The following is an 18,742-nucleotide window of genomic DNA, read 5'->3' as shown; positions in this document are numbered from 1 at the left end:
ATGTTCGCGCCAGTTGGAATCAGCCTTCAACGGGATAGGTCAGATCTACATCCACGATGTAGAAGGTCTTGCCCTCGGAAATCGCGTTAGCGGGGATGGTGAAGCTGATTTCCCACTCGCCGGCCTGAGCAGGCTGGGCAGGAGTGCCGGGGGTCTCGGGAACGGCGGGGGTGTAGGTGTAGTAGGTCTTGTTGGAGTCAAACGTGGGAACCACAGCGGCGGCCGTCACCTTGTAATAGGTAGTGCTCGCGTTAAAGTCCTCGCCGTCATCCACAGCCTCAGTCGCGATGGTGTAGTACTCGGTGTTCGCGTCAGTCCAAGAATCAGCCTTGGTGTAGGTCTCACCGGCCTTGGTGTACTTATCCTTGGTCTCCTGGGCAAACAGGTCCGCGCTCGCATACGTAGTAGGTCCATCATAGGTGGCGGGCTTGTTGGCCTTCTCGATCACAACATAGTTCTCGCCTTCCAGCACGTACACGCCGCCATCCTCAACCTTGGTGACAAAGTTTTCGGCAGTGATGGAATCATCAGCGGCATAGGTGGCGGGAGTGCCCTCGACCTTGACATAGTTGGGAGCAGCCTCGGTGCCCTCGTTGGTCCACAGGCCGGCAGCAAACTTCTCAGTGAAGTTCCCGGCGGTCACAGTGGCGTCAGCCGTGTACTTCTCGGGCTGGGCGGGAGTGCCGGGGACAGCGGCCACAGCGGCCTTGGCAGCCTTGATGACGCGGACAGTGCCGGACACGGTAGCGGTAGTGCGGGCAGTGCTGTCATAGGTGATGGTAGCGCCGGTGGGAGTCTTGTCGTTGCCTTCATAGCCAGCCTCAAACGCCTTCTGGGACAGGACAACCTTGCCGTTGGCGGTGCCGTCGGGGTTAACAGTCAGGAACTGGCCGCCGTCGGTGTTGAGGACCATGTTGTCGCCCAGGTTGGTCTTCAGATCGTTGTGTACACCAACAGAGGTGTAATCGGCGTCAGAATCGGGCACGAAGTCGGCCAGGGGAGCCACGTCGATCTCGCGGACAATGATCAGGGAGGCGGAACGGAAGCCGTCGTTGGTGACATTGTCGTTGAACACGAAGCTCAGGGTCACGGTCTTCTCAGCGCCAGCGTCGATGGTGGCCTTAATGTAGTTATCCAGCTCCTTGGCGGAACGGATGTCCACACGCTTGCCGGTAACGTCGCTCTTGGCGTCGCCCTGATACAGCCACTTGGCGTCGTTGACGCGGATGATGTTGCGGGTATCGCCGATGCCCAGGCTGTCGCCCTGGCGATCGCTGATGTTGACCTCAGCGGGGCTGTCCACGCGGATCAGGCCGTTGTTCACGTCGACCACGTTGTAAACCTTCACATTGTGGAGGCCGGTGGTCACCTTGCCGGGAGTGGTGCCCAGACGGTGCATGCGGTAGAAGGGCTCGAAGCCTTCGCGGGTGGCGGCGGTGTAGCTGGCAAAGTCGCCGATGCTCAGCTTCTCGTCGGTCCAGACCTTGATCTCATCCTCATAGCCCTCGGGAGAAACCATGGCCACGGTGTAGCGATACAGACGCTTGCCGCCGTCATAGGTCTCCTCGCCGTCCCAGTCGCGGATGTAAGCCACGCTGTTGCTGATGGCGTTGCTGGAAACGTCCTTGATAACCACGGCCTTGACAGCCAGGTCCTTATTGGTGTAGGCCTGAGCGGTACGGCCCTGCTCTTTGGCGCGCAGCTCGTCGTTGGACACGTTCTGCATGCCCTTGATGATCTCGATGGACTCAACCTCGTCGCCGGTCTCATTGAAGTTCACATAGATGAACTTGATGCCGCTGGCGATGGTGTTGGCGGCAAGAGCAACGTCGTTCTTGTCGGTAGCGCCGGTCAGAGCAATCCGGGTGTTGCTGGACTTGATCTCATAGGTGCCCTGAGTCATCAGGTAGTTGACATCATAGATGTAGGGCTTGTCGTTGCCGTCGCCGGCGCCGACGTTCAGCTTCCAGTCAGCAGTGCTGCTGGTGCCCTCGTTGCTGTACTGGACCAGATCGCCGGGCTTCGCGCCATGGTCAGCGCCATTGACGCCCAGGTTCAGGCTCAGCTCGTTGCCGTCCATGTCCCAGCCCTCGGCAACCTTCACGATGCGGTTGTTGACGGTGGTGTCATAGAAGCCCTTGATAACCATGTACTCGGAGGTGGAACCCACATCCTCGGCCAGCAGAGCATAGCCGTTCTTGTCCAGGTGCAGGGTCACGTCCTTCACGGTGACCTGGATATCCTCAGCGCGGATGTCCTTCAGGTCCTTGTTCCACAGAGCGATCTTGTACTCGGTGCCGCCAACGGTGACGGACACGGCGTTGCGGCCCTCGGTGGTCTTGCCATAGGTGGTGACCTTGGTCAGCTTACCGGAGACCTTCTCGGGAGTGTAAGCGTCCCAGACCTCATAGCCGTCGCTGGCGTCATGATCCACGGCCACGGGAACCACGGCCACAACGTCGCCGGCCTTCAGGCCATGCAGGAACTCATAGTAATTGTCCTCAACCTCGATGTTCTCGATGTCGGAGGTGTCGATGGGGGCCTGGTTGTAGCCGACAATCGTGCCGCGGCTCTCAAGACCCTTGTTGTCGTCGTAGCGCTGGAGAGAGACATAGTCGCTGCCAACGCGGCGGACTTCCATCAGCTGGGTCTTGATGACCACAACGTCGCTGATGACGTCGGCCTGCTTGTTGGAGATGTACACCTCAACGATGGTGCCGTTGTCGGTGTAATCAGCAATGTCAGCGATCTCGCTGATGCTCTGCTCGTCGCCGTTGACCCACAGAACGGTGTCAGCGGTGATCTTGTAGCCGCTCAGGCCCAGAGCGCGGACCTTGGAAGCGTCGCTGTCGGAATCCTCATGAGCCATCTGATGGTCATAGGTGAAGTCAGGCTCCAGGGGATAGGTGCCGATGGTGACCTTCTTGTAGCTCCACTCAGCGGAGGGCTGGCCCAGGTCGTTGGGAGTGGGATCGGGATTCTTCTTGTCGTGCTCCAGCTTCAGATCAACAAAGTGCTCCTCGCCGAACTCAACGGTGAAGTACTCGCTGCTGTTGGCGGCGGTACGGTTGCTGATGTTCTCAGCGAAGTCCTGGTTGCTGGTCTTGTAGCTGCGGACCGCAGCGCCGGTGATGGTGGCGTCGCCGCTGGTGATGGTCATGCCGCCGGTGTACTCCACCAGGGTGGCCTTCAGGGTGTTCAGGGCCAGCTGGCAGGCCTGCTCACGGTTGACGGTCTCGTTGCCCTTGAAGCTCAGGCGGTCGAACAGACCGGCCTCGCCGCCCAGACGGGCCACGTTCATGGTCCAGCCGGCGCCGGTGAAGCCGCCTTCATACTCGCTCTTGTAGCCCAGAGCGCCCAGCAGCATCTTGGCGAAGGCATAGCCGCTCAGGCTTCCGTCGGGCTTGAAGGAGCCGTCCTGATAACCGTTGATGATCTTGCTGGTCTTGCAGTAGCTGATCACGCCCGCGAAGGTGTGATTCACAGGAACATCGGTATACGGAGCGGTCGTTGCCACCAGGTTAGAGGCGGCGTCGGTGCCGATCAGCAGGGACACGATGATCTTGGCGGCAGCGCCGCGGGTCAGCTCCTTCTTGGGCTGGAAGCTGCCGTCGCTGTAGCCGGTGATGATGCCGATACGGTTCAGAACCGCAACGGCTTCCTCGTACTGGATCTCATCCTTGTCGGTGAGGTCCTTGTACTCGGCGGCGCCGGCGCTGATGGTGACCAGGGACATGGTCATAACCAGTGCAAGCACCAGGGACAGGAATTTCTTCATGGATGTTCATCCTCCTTATGTAGGCGGTGAAGAACCCGCCGTATTTTGCGGAACGGAGTCGTCCGGTCTTTGGCCCGGCGCACATACAGTGGCTAGCCGTTCCCGTATCTACTCCGGGAGGACCGCCTTGATCCGTGCCGCATGATGAATATAACACAGCGATTTTCGAAAAGCAATACGTTATACATAGTTGTAACATAACAGTAACAAAGCGTCCTGCTGCTTCCATCCCTGCCTGCAAGGAGGAAATAACGCCAGTATACCGGTATTCCGGCGGTTTTGCAAGGGTTTTGGTGTACCGTATGAAGACGGTTTTGCGGATTGCTTTTATTATATATGTGTAACGGAGTCTTTGACCGCCGGGGGGGGGAGTCCCCGGCGGCTTTCCGCTTTGTTTTTTGACATTTTATAATAAAATGTCAAAAAAGCGATGTGCGCCGTCTTTGAAATCCCGGATTGACTTACAGACTCCTTTTAAGGTATCATAGATGAAACAGCGGTCCGCAAACGTTTGAGCAAATCTGACGGGGAGGAGGGAGTCATCTGTGAAAACGGTTTTAAGCTATCTGCGGCCCCATGCCCGGCGGGTGGCCGTGGGAATCAGCATCAAGTTCACCGCCGCCATATTGGAGCTTGCCCTGCCGCTGCTGCTGGCCCATATCATCGACGACTGCGTTCCCGCAGGGGACCTGGGGGCCATCCGCCGGGCGGGGCTGGGCATGATGGTCCTGGCCTTCGGCGCGGCGTTCTGCAACATCACCGCCAACCGCATGGCGGCCTGGGTCTCCATGGAGATGACCCGGGACCTGCGCCGGGATTTGTACCGCCGGGCCCAAAGCCTGTCCTGCGCCCAGGCGGACCGGATATCCCTGTCCTCTTTGGTTTCCCGGCTGACCAACGACACCTACAATGTGCATCAGATGTTCGACAAAATCCAGCGGGGGGGCATCCGGGCCCCCATGCTGGTGCTGGGGGGCCTGACGCTGACCGCGCTTCAGGCGCCGCTTCTGGGGCTGGTGCAGCTGGGGGCCTGCGGCCTGACCTTCCTGGCCATCGCCCTGGTGACCCGCCGGGGCATCCCCCACTATACCAGGGCCCAGGAGGCCGTGGACACGGTGGTGCGCATTCTGCGGGAAAACGCCTCCGGCGTCCGGGTCATCAAGGCCATGGCCTGCCAGGGCCGGGAGCGGGGGCGGTTTGAGGAGGCCAGCCGGGCCGCCCAGCGGGCGGAGGAAACCGCCGGCGGCATCATGGCCGCGGCCAATCCCCTGTCCGACTTCCTGCTGAATACCGGTCTGGTGCTGGTGGTGGCGGCGGGGGCGGTTCTGGTGAATGCCGGGTGGCTGGCCTCCGGACAGATTGTGGCCTTTCTCTCCTATTTCACGTTGATTCAAACCGCCACCCTGGGTCTGGCCAAGCTCTTTGTCAAGCTCAGCAAGGGCGTGGCCTCCGCCCGGCGGATTGAGGAGATTCTCCTGGCCCCCGAGGACCAGCCCGCCCGCCCCGGCGTGGGCCGGGACGGCCCGGAACTGGGAATGGAGAGGGTTTCCTTTTCCTACCTGGGCATGGAACAGGACCTGGAGGACGCCTCCTTCACCTTAAATAAAGGGGAGACCCTGGGCATCCTGGGCCCCACCGGCGCGGGAAAGACCACCCTGATATCCCTGCTGCTCCGGCTCTACGACGCCGGCGAGGGGGTGGTCTGGGTGGGAGGCCGGGACGTTGCCGGCCTGGACCGGACGGCCCTGGGCAGCCGCTTCGGCGTGGTGTTTCAGAATGAAGCCCTCTTGAACGACAGCGTTTATGAAAACATCTCCTTCCTTCGGAGCCTTCCCCGCGAGGATGTGGAGGCGGCGGCCGGAACCGCCCAGATCGGGGACTTCATCCGGTCCCTGCCGGAGGGGCTGGACACCCGTGTGGACATCCGGGGAGCCAATCTCTCCGGCGGCCAGCGCCAGCGGCTGCTGATTGCCCGGGCCCTGGCGGCCCGGCCCGGCGTTCTGATTCTGGACAGCGCCGACAGCGCCCTGGACTACCGCACCGCCGCCAATCTATACGCCGCCCTCCGGCGGGATTTTCCCGGCGTGACGCTGGTGGTGGTTTCCGAGCGGGTGGCCGCTCTTCAGGAGGCGGACCGCATCCTCGTGCTGGAGGAGGGACGCATTGCCGCCCAGGGGAGCCACGCCCAACTGCTGAAAACCAATCAACGCTACCGCAAAATGGCGGAGCTCCAGATGGGAGGCGGCCTGACATGAGTAAGCGGCTGCTTCCTTTCCTGCGGCCATACGCCGTCCGGTTCCTGACGCTGCTGGGCCTGCTGCTGGCAGGGAACCTGCTGGCCCTGGCTGCGCCCCTGCTGTCCGGCCGGGCGGTGGACGCCATCGGCGTAAGGGCCGGCGGGGTGGACTTTCCCGGCGTGCTGCGAAACTGCGCCGGGATGCTGGTCTGTTATGCCCTCTCGTCCCTTCTGAACTATTTCACGGCCTCACGGCTGATCCGGCTGGGCCAGGCGGTGTCCCACGACCTGCGGAAGGCCGCCTTCGACCGGGTCAGTGAACTGCCGGTGGAGTATTTCGACACCCACCCGGCGGGGGACCTGATCAGCCGGGTCTGCTATGACGTGGATACCGTCAACGCCGCCATCTCCACGGACCTGCTCCAGCTGGGCACCAGTGCCCTGACGGTGGCGGGCTCCTTCCTGATGCTGCTGCTGATTTCCCCCCGGCTGACCCTGGTGTTTTTTGTCACCGTGCCCCTGTCCACGCTGCTGACCCGGTTCCAGATGAAGCGGATTCACCCCCTGTTCCGCCGGCGCTCCCAGGCGCTGGGGGCTCTGAACGGCTTCACGGAGGAGCGGATGAACTGCCGCCGCAGCCTCCGGGTCTACGGGGTGGAGGACGAGGACCTGTCCCGCTTTCAGGTCTGCAACGAGGCGGCCTCCCGGGCCTATTACGAGGCGGACCGGGCCAGCGCCGCCCTGGGGCCCTCGGTGAACTTCATCAACAACCTGTCCCTGGCATGCATCAGCATGTTCGGTGCGCTGCTGTACCTGAGGGGCGGCCTGACGCTGGGCAATCTCTCCTCCTTTGTCCTGTACTCCCGGAAATTTTCCGGGCCCATCCGGGAGGCCGCCAACCTGCTCAGCGAGCTCCAGTCCAGCGCGGCGGCTGCGGAACGGGTGCTGGACCTGCTGGAGGAAGCGCCGGAGCCCCCCGACGCGCCGGAGGCCGCCGAAGCGGACCGCCTGCGGGGGGACATCCGCTTTGAGAGCGTCACCTTCGGCTATGATTCTGCCCGGCCCGTCCTGCGGGACTTCACCGTCCACATCCCCGCGGGGAGTCTGGTGGCGGTGGTGGGTCCCACCGGCGCGGGAAAAACCACCCTGGTCTCCCTGCTCCTCCGGTTCTATGAGCCCCAGTCCGGCGGCATCAGCGTGGACGGCGTCCCCATCGGGGCCTACCGCCGGGACGGTCTCCGCCGCCGTCTGGGCCTGGTGCTTCAGGACACCTGGCTCTTCGGCGGCACCATTGCGGAGAACATCGCCTACGGCTCTCCCGGGGCCGGCAGGGAGGACGTCATTGCCGCCGCGAAGGCCGCCCGCATCCACCGTTTCATCTCCTCTCTGCCGGAGGGCTACGACACCGTCCTCACCGACGAGGGGGCGGGCATCTCCAAGGGCCAGCGGCAGCTGCTGGCCATTGCCCGGTGCCTTCTCAGCGACGCGGACATCGTCATTCTGGACGAGGCCACCAGCAGCGTGGACACCGAGACGGAGGAGGCCGTCGGCGCCGCCTTCCAGCGTCTGCGCCAGGGCCGGACCTGCTTTGTCATCGCCCACCGCCTTTCCACCATTCAGGGGGCGGACCGCATTCTGGTGCTGGACCAGGGGGGCGCGGCGGAGCAGGGCACTCACGGGGAGCTCCTGGCGGCAGGCGGAATTTACGCCGCCCTCTATGCCGCCCAGACCTGGAAGCACGGCTGAACCCCGCCGGGGAACAGGGGAAATTTTACGAAAACGTATTCTTAAATTCTGGGTGATTTCCCAGAAAGCTGCCGAAAAATCTTCCTTATTTTTTGGACGTTCTGGCTGATAATTGTGAAATTGAATAAAAATATCCCCCGAAAATGGCCAACTATATCAATTGACAAACCCGACGGCAATTCTTTATAATAAAGGCAGGAAATCGCAAACGTTTGCGCAAACTGGCCTTAAAACGGCCTTGCAAACAGTCTTGGAGAGGGCCGTTTCCGAAGAGGAACAGAGGGAAGCGGTTCTGTCTGAGCAAGCTCCCGCAGTATTCAGAAAGAGGTGTTATCGTGTCAAATGTAACCGTAGTGAAGAAGGAACCTCCGGCAAAGGAACGTCCCCCGCGGAAAAAAATGACGGGGAAGCGGCTGAAGAACCTGATCCTGAATGTTCTGAAGAATCCCTTCAACATGGTCGTGCTGGTCAGTCTGGTGGTGCTGTTCTGCCTGATTGTCATTCCCCTGCTGACCATGATCAAGTCCACCTTCACCCTGGCCCAGGGCGAGCTGCGCCGGGTGGACGGCAAGGTGGGCGACTTTACCCTCTACTACTGGCAGTACATGATTGCCAGCAACATGTCCAAGGCCGTGCTGTGGGAACCCCTGATGCACTCCTTCGTCTGCGGCTTCTTCACCACGCTGATTTCCGTGCCTCTGGGCTCGGTGCTGGCCTGGCTGATGATCCGCACGGACCTCCCCGGAAAGAAAATCCTGGGCATTCTCATCACCGTGCCCTACATGATTCCCTCCTGGACCAAGGCCATCGCCTGGCTGGCGGTGTTCCGGACGCCCACCAGCGGCGCAAACGGATTCCTCACAGGCATGGGCATTCCGATTCCCGACTGGCTGGCCTACGGGCCCACGGCCATTGTGCTGTGCATGTCCATGCACTATTATGCGTTCTCGTACATCCAGGTCTCCGGCGCTCTCCGCTCCATCAATTCGGAGCTGGAGGAAATGGGCGAGATCCAGGGCGCCAACAAGGCCCAGATCCTCCGCTACATCACCCTGCCGCTGATCCTGCCCTCCGTGCTCTCCGCCCTGGTCATGACCGTCTCCAAGTCCATCGGCACTTACGGCGTGGCGGCCAACCTGGGCAACCGCATCGGCTACTACACGCTGGCCACCCGCATGCGCGTTTACATCGACCAGGGCCCCCGGGGCGTGGGCTATGCCATGTCCATCGTTCTGGTGGGTCTGGCGGCTCTGATTCTGATGAGCAACCAGAAGGCCATCGGCGTCCGCAAGTCCTATGCCACCGTGGGCGGCAAGGGCGGACGCAGCACCCTGATGCCTCTGGGCGCGGCCAAGAAGCCCATGATGGCGTTCCTGGGCGTCTTCCTGTTCCTGGCCATGGTGATGCCCTTCTTCGTGCTGATTATGGAGACCTTCCAGATCACCACCGGCGCGGGCTACGGCGCGGACAATCTGACCCTTTACAACTGGATCGGCCAGGCCGGCGAGGCGGAGAGATACACCAACTATGAGGGCATTTTCCGCAACCCCGAGTTCTTCAGCGCCCTGTGGAACACGGTCCGCCTGACCATCATCACCTCCCTCATCACCGCCTTCTGCGGCCAGTTCCTGGGCTACATCAGTTCCCGGGGCCGGGGCAAGTGGTACGGCAACCTTACCGAGCAGCTGGTGTTCGTGCCCTATCTGATGAGCGGCGTGGCCTTCTCTACCATGTACTTCTCCATGTTCAGCGTGCCCCACTTCGGCGGCCTGCTGCCCTCCCTGTACGGCACCTTTACCCTGATCGTTCTGACCTCCGTGGTGAAGCACTTCCCCTTTGCCAGCCGCTCCGGCACGGCAAATATGCTCTCCATCAGTGTGGAGCTGGAGGAGGCGGCGGACATCGCCGGCGCCAGCTTCTGGAAGCGCATGGCCACCATCATCGTCCCCCTGGCAAAGAACGGCTTCGTCTCCGGCTTGATGCTGGTCTTCATTTCCATCGCCAAGGAGCTGGACCTGATCATCATCATGATGACCCCCACCACCCGGACCATGTCCTATCTGGCCTTCACCTATTCCCAGGAGGGTTACGCCCAGATGTCCGACGCCATTTCCGTGTGCGTGCTGCTGTTCATTCTGTTCTGCTACATCTTCGCCAACAAGGTTGCCGGCGCGGATATCGGCAAGAGCTGGTAAGGCGTCGCCGCAAGCTCCGTATCCCTCGCCCCGCCGGACCCGCTCCGGCGGGGTCCGGGGGTGAGATACGCTCCCCTGCTCCGCCTCCCTTTGGGAGGGCATCCGTCCCCCGGGGGGATGGGGGATGGGGCCGCCAACGTCCGGCGGTTGTGAATACAGGTTCTAAGATAAGATCAGAAAGGAAATGTGCCATATGAGCCGCATTGAACTGAAAAATATTGATAAATTCTATGGAAACAACCACGTCCTGCGCAACATCAATCTGACCATTGAAGACGGCGACTTCATGACTCTGCTGGGCCCCTCCGGCTGCGGCAAGACCACCACCCTCCGCGTCGTCTCCGGTCTGGAGAAGCCCCAGAACGGCATCATGACCATTGACGGGGTGGAAATGATCAATGCCGACGACGCCTACTATGCCGAGCCCAGCAAGCGCGGGCTGAACCTGGTGTTCCAGTCCTATGCGCTGTGGCCCCACATGACGGTGTACAACAACATCTCCTTCGGCCTGAAAATTCAGAAAATGAGCCACGAGGAGATTGACCGCCGGGTCATGGACTCCCTGCGGATGATGCGCATTGACATGTACAAGGACCGCTATCCCACCGAGCTCTCCGGCGGCCAGCAGCAGCGCGTGGCCATTGCCCGTGCCGTGGCCTCCAGCCCCAAGCTGCTGCTGCTTGACGAGCCCCTGTCCAACCTGGACGCCAAGCTCCGCATCGACATGCGTTCCGAGCTCCAGCGCCTCCACAAGGAGCTGGGCACCACGATTATCTACGTCACCCATGACCAGGTGGAGGCCCTGACCATGTCCACCAAGATCGCCCTGTTCAAGGCCGGCGAGCTGAACCAGGTGGCCACCCCCATGGAGCTGTACAACAACCCCATCGACCTGGAGGCCGCCGACTTCATCGGCAACCCCCGGATCAATCTGGTCCCCGGCCGGGCCGAGATGAAGAACGGCCAGCTGGTGGTCAAGAGCGAGCTGGGCGATCACACCTTTGCCTCCGAGCATCTCACGGAGGAGAAGAAGCCCGCCGGCGGCGAGTTCGACTGTGTGCTGGCCGTCCGTCCCGAGCAGATTCTGATTTCCCGGGAGCCCGTGGAGGGCGCTCTGCCTGTCACCGTGTACGCCAGCCAGCCCGCCGGTTCCGAGACCATCGTCACCCTGAAGGCTGGCGAGGACGAGTTCCTCTCCAAGGAAATCGGCCAGGCCCACTATGACATCGACCAGAAGGTCTGGGCCATCATTGACCAGGACAAAATCAACGTGTACAATAAAGAAACCACCCGGCTTATCAAGCGCGCGGTCTGAGCGGCACTCCTGTGAATTAAGCCGCGTTTCCTCCGGGGCGCAGAGAGAGACAGTCCCCGGAGGCGGCTTAATCAAATATTCTGAAATCGCCCAAAATGAAAGGAGAAGATTTCTGATGAAAAAGAAGCTCTTTGCACTGCTGCTGGCCCTGTCCATGGTCCTCAGCATGGCCGCCTGCGGCGGCGGCAAGGACGGCGGCGCCTCCTCCAACGGCGGAGATGCTGCCGGCGGCGACGCCTCCGGTTCTGCCGAATCCACTCTGCACGTTGGCTATGACATGGCCACCGATACCAACAACTACGGCCCCTATTATGACGAGTGGAGCGACATGACCGACGAGCAGCTCTACGAAATGGCCAAGGAGGAAGCGGCCAACGGAGCCAAGGAAATCACCGTCTATGCCACCTCCTCCAAGATGCTGAAGGCCGAGGAGCCCTTTGAAGACCTGTACCCCGAGCTGGACCTGGTTGTGGCCGACCTGGACTCCGACGAGGTTCTGAGCAAGGCCGAAATCGAAAATCAGACCAACAATATTACGGCGGACGTGCTCCAGACCAAGGACGTCAACGGCGAGGTCTTCCATGAGTACTATGCCAACGGGGTTATCGAGCCCTTCTATCCCCGGGACATCTGCACCCACATCTCCGAGGAGAACCTGAAGTACAGCTATCCTCTGTACTCCTCTCAGGCCTTCTGGTACTACAATACCGAGGCCTTCCCTGACGGCCAGCCTATCACCAGCTGGTGGCAGATCATTGAGAAGGACGACGCCGGCAATCAGCACTATCAGCTCTTCACCAAGGAGATTGGTCAGGAAACCGCCTACCTCTCCCTGTTTGCCAGCTTCATCAACAATGCCGACGAAATGGCCCAGTCCTACAAGGACATCTACGGCAAGGATCTGGAATACACCTATGACGCCTCCAGCTTCTCTTTCCCCGTGCCCGAGAACAACGCCGGCGTGGAATATCTGTGGCGCTTCACCCAGGCCAAGATGACCTTCATCGGTGACGGCGACGAGCTGGTTCTGGCCGTGCACAACTCCACCAAGGATAAGCCCGCCCTGGCTCTGGCCTCCGCCGGCAAGATTGAGAACCGGGAGGAATCCGGCTACAACATTGGCTGGTGCATCAACCTCAGTCCCTACACCGCTCTTCTGAACACCGAGTCCATGTTCGTGGTTCAGGGCTGCGACAACCCCGCCGGCGCCCGTCTCTTCATCCGCTACATCACCGGCGGCGCCGACTGCCAGAGCGGCGGCCTGAAGCCCTTCACCAAGACCGGCAACTGGCCCCTCCGCGACGACTTCGTGGACGAGAAGAACCCCGCCAAGCTCGCTGAGCTGGGCGCCCGGTCCAACGACCTGGTTTCCATCTACGAGATTTATCCCGACGTTCAGGATATGTGGCTGTACTGGCTGAGCCAGAGCCCCAACAAGTAAGCGTCCGCTGCATCCATGTTCAGGCGGGCGGCCAGCGGGCCGCCCGCCCTTTTTAAAAAAGGAGGCCTCTATGCTCAGCAACAGCAACCCCATCCGGCAGAAAGAGATCGACGAACGAATCGGCAGATTTGCCGACAGCTTCTGGGGCGCGTTCCAGATGACGGAAAACGGGAAGGTGAAAAGCACCCTCCTGCTCTATTCCTTCTGCCTCTGCTGGGTCTTCATCGCCGTATACTGCGGCTGCTATGCCCTGCTGAATCCTCCGCTGGACCGGCTGCTCGCCGGCGCTCCGGTGCCCCTGGTCAGCCTCATAGAGGCCCTGGTCCCCTCCGCCCTGGGAACGGCGCTGTGCTGTCTGGTCTGGCTGCTGCCCAGTGACAAGCGGCTGCTGCCCGCCGGCTTCCTCTGGATGGCGCTGCTGCTGCTGGCCTGTCTGGCGGCGCTGATTGTCCTCATGGGCTGGGAGAATGTCCCCTGGATTCTTCAATTCTTCGGAATGTTCGCGCTGTCCCCCATCCTGCTGGGCGGAGGACTGTCGCTGCTGCTGTATTACCGCTACTGGAAGAAGCATCCCCCCCGCCGTAAAACCGGCAACGCTTAAAAAAGGCAGTGATATTTATGATCAATACCGTATTGTTTGACATGGGCGGAACGCTGGAAGACATCTATATTGACGAGACCAGCAAACAGGAGTCCGCTCAGGGCGTTCTCCGCATCCTCCGGGCCCATGGGCTGGGCCCGGATCTGGATATTCCTGCGGCGATCCGCCTTCTGGCGGAGGGCTGGGACCGCTACGCCGCCTACCGGGGCCCCACCAACCGGGAGCTGAAGCCCGAGGAAATCTGGGGTAACTATGTTTTGACGGAAACGGGGCTGGACTTCGACGCCGTCAGGCCCTTTGCCGAGGAGCTGGCCCACATGTGGGAGGTCACCCATTACCACCGCCGCCTCCGCCCCCACGTCAAGGAGATGCTGGAGGGACTGAAGGGCCTTGGCATGAAGCTGGGCGTCATCAGCAACACCGCCGCCCTCTATCAGGTCTTCCGCACCCTGGAGGACTACGGCATCAGGGACTATTTCCAGGACGTGACCCTCTCCTCCGTCACCGGCTACCGCAAGCCGGACCCCAACATCTTCCTGGTCTCTCTGAATCAGGTCCGCTCCACCCCGGAGCAGTGCGCCTATGTAGGGGATACCTATTCCCGGGATGTGATCGGTCCGCAGAAGCTGGGCTTTGGAGCCACGTTCCACATCCATTCCTTCCTCACCCAGTCCCGGGACGGGGACGTGCCCAAGGAGGTGCGGGCGACCTATACCATTCAGGACATCTACGAGGTCTATACCATCCTCCGGGACCAGGCGCTTCAGGGCGCGTGCTGAGTCCCCCGGAAAGCGCTCCCGTTGAAACACACCGGCCGTCTCCGGCTCTGAGGCCGGAACCGCGGCCCACAAGGAGGATTTATGCCGACCTTCAACCATTTTAATTTCAATGTCACGGATCTGGACCGTTCCATCCGATTCTACAAGGACGCCCTGGGCCTGGAGCCCATCCGGCGGAAGGAGGCGGAGGACGGCAGCTTTGTACTGGTCTTCCTGGGAGACCGCCGGACCACCTTCCGTCTGGAGCTGACCTGGCTCCGGGACCATCCCCAGAAATACGACCTGGGCGAGTGTGAGTTCCACCTTGCCATGAAGGCGGAGGACTACGAGGCCGCCTATGCCAAGCACAAGGAAATGGGCTGCATCTGCTTTGAGAATCCCGCCATGGGGATTTACTTCATCAGCGACCCGGACGGGTACTGGATTGAGATTGTCCCATGACCCCCGAGGGGTCATGGGACGCCCTGCGGCCTGCAGGCCGCAGGGCTGTTTGATTGAAAACGAAAGGAACCCCTGATGGGTTCCTTTCGTAGCTATCTTCCTTTCCGACACTTTTACAAATACTGTTTTTTGACAAGCTGAGGGGGAACCAGAGGTTCCCCCTCAAACGCCCCTTCCCTTCCGAAACGAAGGAAAATACTCGTGTTTTCGGATGGTCCTTATCCAATGACAGCGCCAACTGTCAAAAACACGATGGTCAGCAGCAGAAAATACAGAATCAGCTTCCAGACATATTTCACCCAGCGGTCATAGGGCACGTGGCCCAGCGCCAGGGCGCCCATGACCACCGCCGCCGTGGGGGTGATGATGTTCACAAGGCCGGAGGCGGACTGAAAGGCCGTCACCACCAGGTCGCCTCCCACCCCGGCGAAGCGGCCCAGGGGGGCCATGATGGGCACCGACAGGGTGGCCAGTCCCGAGGACGAGGGAATCAGAATGGTCAGCGGCAGGTAAATCAGGTACACCAGCAGAACGAAGCTGACGGGCCCCGCGCCGGTCAGAGCCGTTTCGCCCCAGTGGAGAATGGTGTCGGTGATCTGCCCGTCGTTCATCAGCACCGTGATGCCCCGGCTGATGCCGATGATGAGAGCCACTCCCAGCAGGTCGGCGCAGCCCGCCACGAAGGTCTCGGCAATTTCGTCCTCCCGCTGGCGGTCGATGAGGCCGATGACCACGCCCGCCGCCAGGAACAGGGCGCTGAGCTCCGGGAACCACCAGCCCAGAACGGGCAGGGGCAGACCCATCTCGTCAAAGGGGATGACTCCGTAAATCATCACCAGGAAGGTCAGGGTAAACAGGGCCATGATGACCTTCCGCCGGGGGGTGAACTCCACGGTTTCCTCCATATTGGCCTGAATCTTTCCCGCGCCTACGCCGACAACGGACCGGGCGGGATTTTTTTTGACCCTGGCGGCGTAGGCCATGACATACCAGATGGCGGCGCTCTCAAACACGACCCACTGGAGGGCCCGGAGCAGGATGCCCTCCCCCAGGGATACCCCGGCAAAGCCCGCCGCGATGCCCGTGGCGAAGGGGTTGACGGTGGAGCCGATGATTCCGGCTCCGGCCCCCAGCAAAATCACGGAGATGCCCACCACCGCGTCATAGCCCGCCGCCAGGAACACGGGAATCAGCAGGGGATAGAAGGCCATGGTCTCCTCCCACATGCCGTAGGTGGTGCCCCCCAGGCCAAAGGCCAGCATCAGAATGGGAATCAGCCATTTTTCCCGGCCTCCCAGCCTCTGGATGATGCGGCCCACTCCGGCGTCCACCGCGCCGGTTTTCATCACCACGCCCAGAAAGCCGCCCACCATCAGGATGAACACGCACACGTCCACCGCGTCGTAGAAGCCGGAGAAAGCCGCCTTCAGCACGGCCCCCGCCCCCTGGGGGCTGGGGTCCACCGTGTGATAGGTCCCGGCTGTTGGAACGTCTCCGGCGTAGTCGTAGGACCCCGCCGGAATCAGCCAGGTGGAGAGGGCCACCAGGACAATCAGCAGGAACAAAATGGTGTAGGCCGTGGGCATGTGAAATTTGGATTTCTGCAAAAGCACACCCCTTTCTCAATTAGGAATGAGGAGTTAGGAATTAGGAATTGCCTGTCAGGCGGAAATATTCCTAATTCCTCATTCCTAATTCCTAACTGCTATAGCAGCCTTCATAACTGCTGCCGGCGGGCCGCCGGGGGCTGCGGCCCCTACACACCTCTGTAGGGGGCGGCCCCCTGGCCGGCCCGTTTGCCGGGAATTTTGACGCTTGCTATAATTCCTAACTCCTAATTTCTAATTCCTCATTATTTTCCAATCGTTGCCACCAGAACGGCCTTGATGGAGTGCATCCGGTTCTCCGCCTCGTCGAACACGACGCTGTGGCGGCCCCGGAATACCTCGTCGGTGACCTCCCGGATGTCAACGCCCTTCTCCTGCCACTCTCTGGCCAGCTTGGTTTCGAAGTCGTGGAAGGAGGGCAGGCAGTGCATATAGAGGACGTCCGGATTTTCCGTGGCCTTGAGGGTTTCCTCCGTCACCCGGTAGGGGGAGAGCAGGGCGGCCCGCTTGGGAATCAGGTCCTCCTCGCCCATGGACGCCCAGATGTCGCCATAGATCATGTCCGCGCCCTTCAGGGATCCGCAGTCGTCGGTGATTTCAATGAGGCCCCCGTTTTTCCGGGCCTCGGCAAAGACCCGCTTCACAAGCTCCTGGTCCATCTGCTGCGCCAGCTCCTGGGGGCCCAGGCCCACAAAGTGCATGCCCATTTTCGCCGCGCCGATCATCCAGGCATAGCACATGTTGTTCCGCACGTCGCCGGGGAAAACCACCTTCATTTTGTTCAGGGGCTTGGCGCAGTGCTCCTCCAGGGTCATCATGTCCGCCAGAATCTGGGTGGGATGATCCCAGTCGGTGAGGCCGTTCCAGACGGGGACGCCGGAGTATTTCGCCAGGTCCTCCACGGCCTTCTGCGCATAGCCCCGGTACTCGATGCCGTCAAAAAAGCGGCCCAGCACCTTGGCGGAGTCCTCCAGGGATTCCTTTTTGCCCATCTGGGAGCTGCCGGCGTCCAGATAGGTGACATGGGCCCCCTCCTGGGTGGCCGCCACCTCAAAGGAGCAGCGGGTCCGGGTGGAGGTTTTCTCGAAGAGCAGCACAATGTGCTTGCCCTTCAGGGCGGGCTCGCAGACGCCGGAACGGCGCTTGGCCTTCAGGTCGTGGCCCAGGTCCAGCAGGTAGCGGATCTCGCCGGGGGTAAAATCCTCCAGAGTCAGAAAGCTTCTTCCCTTTAAATTCAGTGCCATATGATGGATGTCCTTTCAAATATCATAGATTTTCCAAGCATCAGGAATTGGGAGTTTGGAATGACTGGAATGAAGGGACAATTCCCCATTCCTGATTTCTCATTCCTCATTCCTGATTTATGGGTTCTCCCGCCACAGGGGCATACTCATGCACCTGGGGCCGCCCCGGCCCCGGCTGAGCTCCGCGCTGGGGATGGTGTGGATGGTCACGCCCGCCTCCTCCAGGGAGCGGTTGGTCACGTAGTTCCGGGAGTAAACCACCACCTCGCCGGGGGCGATGGCCAGAGTGTTGCTGCCGTCGCTCCACTGTTCCCGGGCGGCGTCGATTTCGCTGCCCCGGCCGCACTCAATGAGGGTCACATGGTCCAAGCCTAGGTGCTCCTTCAGGATGTCCTCCAGCCTGCCGTCCTCCTGCTCAATCTTCATGGACCGGTTCTCGTCCAGCTCCATCACATAGACCGTGATGCTGGAAAGAATGTTGGGATGGACGGTGAACTTGTCCCGGTCCACCATGGTAAACACCGTGTCCAGGTGCATGAAGGAGCGGCTTTTCGGGATGTTGAAGGCCAGAATTTTCCTGAAATTTGTTTTCTCATAGGTGAGGATGGTCTCCGCCAGGGTGTCGATGGAGTCCCCCTTTGTCCGCTGGGAGATGCCCACCGCCAGCACCTCCGGCGACAGAATCAGGATGTCCCCGCCCTCCAGAGAGGAGACCTCCCCCCGGTCGTACCACCGGGGCGCGTGCCTGTACTCCGGATTGTGCTCAAAGATGAATTTGCCGAACAGGGTTTCCCGGTTCCGGGTCTCGGTGTGCATTTTGTGGATGGATACGCCGGTGCCGATGGTGGCGAAGGGGTCACGGGTGAAATAGAGGTTGGGCATGGGGTCCACCACAAAGGGATATCCGTCCCCGGCAGCGGAGAGGAGATCCGCCAGCTTCTCGCTCTCGCCCCGGAGCTGGCTCTTCCGTACGCCGGCCATCATGGCAGACACCATCTGCTTGTCCGGCATTTTCCCCAGATACTCCCCCAGAAGAACCCGGCTCCGTTGGTCCTTGACGCCCGCCTCGTCCAGGAACTGGACCACCAGCTCCTTCCGGACCTCCTCGCCGGTGATGGAATTCACCACCAGATCCGTGAGGTATACCACCTCCACGCCCTGCTGTCGGAGGCAGTCGGCAAAGGCGTCGTGTTCCTTCTGGGCCTCCCGGAGGTAGGGAATATCGTCGAACAAAAGCCGCTCCAGATACTCCGGCATCAGGTTTTCCAGCTCCTGGCCGGGGCGGTGGAGCAGGACTTTTTTCAGCCGTCCGATTTCGGAGGTGTTATGGATTCCCGTTTCCAAATAGGCTCACTCCTT

At 61.0% G+C, this 18,742-nt stretch carries 12 protein-coding genes; 8 read left to right on the top strand and 4 right to left on the bottom strand.

Annotation, left to right across the window (positions count from 1 at the left end):
- Positions 1-19: 19 nt before the first annotated feature.
- The gene (locus Q0063_RS07855) at positions 20-3,778 is read right to left on the bottom strand and encodes an S-layer homology domain-containing protein (protein ID WP_297871427.1); all 3,759 of its coding nucleotides are present in this window, start codon (positions 3,776-3,778) and stop codon (positions 20-22) included.
- A 545-nt stretch (positions 3,779-4,323) separates the two neighbouring features.
- On the opposite strand from Q0063_RS07855, the gene Q0063_RS07850 reads away from it, so the two are divergent.
- The 8 genes from Q0063_RS07850 (at position 4,324) to Q0063_RS07815 (ending at position 14,532) form a co-directional block, all read left to right on the top strand.
- Entirely contained in the window at positions 4,324-6,033 is a 1,710-nt protein-coding gene (locus Q0063_RS07850; protein WP_297871426.1) for an ABC transporter ATP-binding protein, read from the top strand.
- Complete coding sequence (locus Q0063_RS07845) at positions 6,030-7,760, top strand: ABC transporter ATP-binding protein (protein WP_297871425.1); 1,731 nt, start codon at positions 6,030-6,032, stop codon at positions 7,758-7,760. Before Q0063_RS07850 ends, Q0063_RS07845 begins: the two co-directional genes overlap by 4 nt.
- Positions 7,761-8,095: 335 nt before the next feature.
- Complete coding sequence (locus Q0063_RS07840; RefSeq protein ID WP_297871424.1) at positions 8,096-9,955, top strand: iron ABC transporter permease; 1,860 nt, start codon at positions 8,096-8,098, stop codon at positions 9,953-9,955.
- Between the two features lie 193 nt (positions 9,956-10,148).
- A complete protein-coding gene (locus Q0063_RS07835; protein WP_297871423.1) occupies positions 10,149-11,270 on the top strand; it encodes an ABC transporter ATP-binding protein in 1,122 nt (373 codons plus the stop codon).
- Between the two features lie 115 nt (positions 11,271-11,385).
- Positions 11,386-12,711 carry a hypothetical protein gene (locus Q0063_RS07830; RefSeq protein ID WP_297871422.1) on the top strand — a complete coding sequence of 442 codons (1,326 nt, stop codon included), beginning with the start codon at positions 11,386-11,388 and terminating at the stop codon, positions 12,709-12,711.
- A 70-nt stretch (positions 12,712-12,781) separates the two neighbouring features.
- Complete coding sequence (locus tag Q0063_RS07825; protein WP_297871421.1) at positions 12,782-13,312, top strand: hypothetical protein; 531 nt, start codon at positions 12,782-12,784, stop codon at positions 13,310-13,312.
- A 17-nt stretch (positions 13,313-13,329) separates the two neighbouring features.
- Positions 13,330-14,091 carry an HAD family hydrolase gene (locus Q0063_RS07820; protein WP_297871420.1) on the top strand — a complete coding sequence of 254 codons (762 nt, stop codon included), beginning with the start codon at positions 13,330-13,332 and terminating at the stop codon, positions 14,089-14,091.
- An 81-nt stretch (positions 14,092-14,172) separates the two neighbouring features.
- Entirely contained in the window at positions 14,173-14,532 is a 360-nt protein-coding gene (locus tag Q0063_RS07815) for a VOC family protein (protein WP_297871419.1), read from the top strand.
- Positions 14,533-14,750: 218 nt separating this feature from the next.
- Here Q0063_RS07815 and Q0063_RS07810 read toward each other — a convergent pair whose 3' ends face one another.
- The 3 genes from Q0063_RS07810 to arcA form a co-directional block, all read right to left on the bottom strand.
- On the bottom strand, positions 14,751-16,145 hold the full coding sequence (locus Q0063_RS07810; protein WP_297871418.1) for a YfcC family protein: 1,395 nt from the start codon (positions 16,143-16,145) through the stop codon (positions 14,751-14,753).
- 239 nt (positions 16,146-16,384) lie between these two features.
- Positions 16,385-17,383, bottom strand: coding sequence for an ornithine carbamoyltransferase (argF, locus tag Q0063_RS07805; RefSeq protein WP_297871417.1), 999 nt, complete (start codon positions 17,381-17,383; stop codon positions 16,385-16,387).
- Positions 17,384-17,500: 117 nt separating this feature from the next.
- Complete coding sequence (arcA, locus tag Q0063_RS07800) at positions 17,501-18,727, bottom strand: arginine deiminase (RefSeq protein WP_297871416.1); 1,227 nt, start codon at positions 18,725-18,727, stop codon at positions 17,501-17,503.
- Positions 18,728-18,742: the final 15 nt, after the last annotated feature.

Origin of the sequence: uncultured Oscillibacter sp., from assembly GCF_947654275.1 — a bacterium.
GTDB lineage: Bacteria > Bacillota > Clostridia > Oscillospirales > Oscillospiraceae > Oscillibacter.
The sequence above is the reverse complement of the archived record's forward strand: the minus strand, read 5'-3'. Positions and strand labels throughout refer to the sequence as shown.

Excerpts from the sequence above, each read along its gene's own strand:
- Q0063_RS07825 (WP_297871421.1), top strand. The coding sequence starts at position 12,782 with ATGCTCAGCAACAGCAACCCCATCCGGCAGAAAGAGATCGACGAACGA.
- Q0063_RS07830 (WP_297871422.1), top strand. The coding sequence starts at position 11,386 with ATGAAAAAGAAGCTCTTTGCACTGCTGCTGGCCCTGTCCATGGTCCTC.
- Q0063_RS07820 (WP_297871420.1), top strand. The coding sequence starts at position 13,330 with ATGATCAATACCGTATTGTTTGACATGGGCGGAACGCTGGAAGACATC.
- argF (WP_297871417.1), bottom strand. The coding sequence starts at position 17,383 with ATGGCACTGAATTTAAAGGGAAGAAGCTTTCTGACTCTGGAGGATTTT.
- Q0063_RS07835 (WP_297871423.1), top strand. The coding sequence starts at position 10,149 with ATGAGCCGCATTGAACTGAAAAATATTGATAAATTCTATGGAAACAAC.
- Q0063_RS07845 (WP_297871425.1), top strand. The coding sequence starts at position 6,030 with ATGAGTAAGCGGCTGCTTCCTTTCCTGCGGCCATACGCCGTCCGGTTC.
- Q0063_RS07815 (WP_297871419.1), top strand. The coding sequence starts at position 14,173 with ATGCCGACCTTCAACCATTTTAATTTCAATGTCACGGATCTGGACCGT.
- Q0063_RS07855 (WP_297871427.1), bottom strand. The coding sequence starts at position 3,778 with ATGAAGAAATTCCTGTCCCTGGTGCTTGCACTGGTTATGACCATGTCC.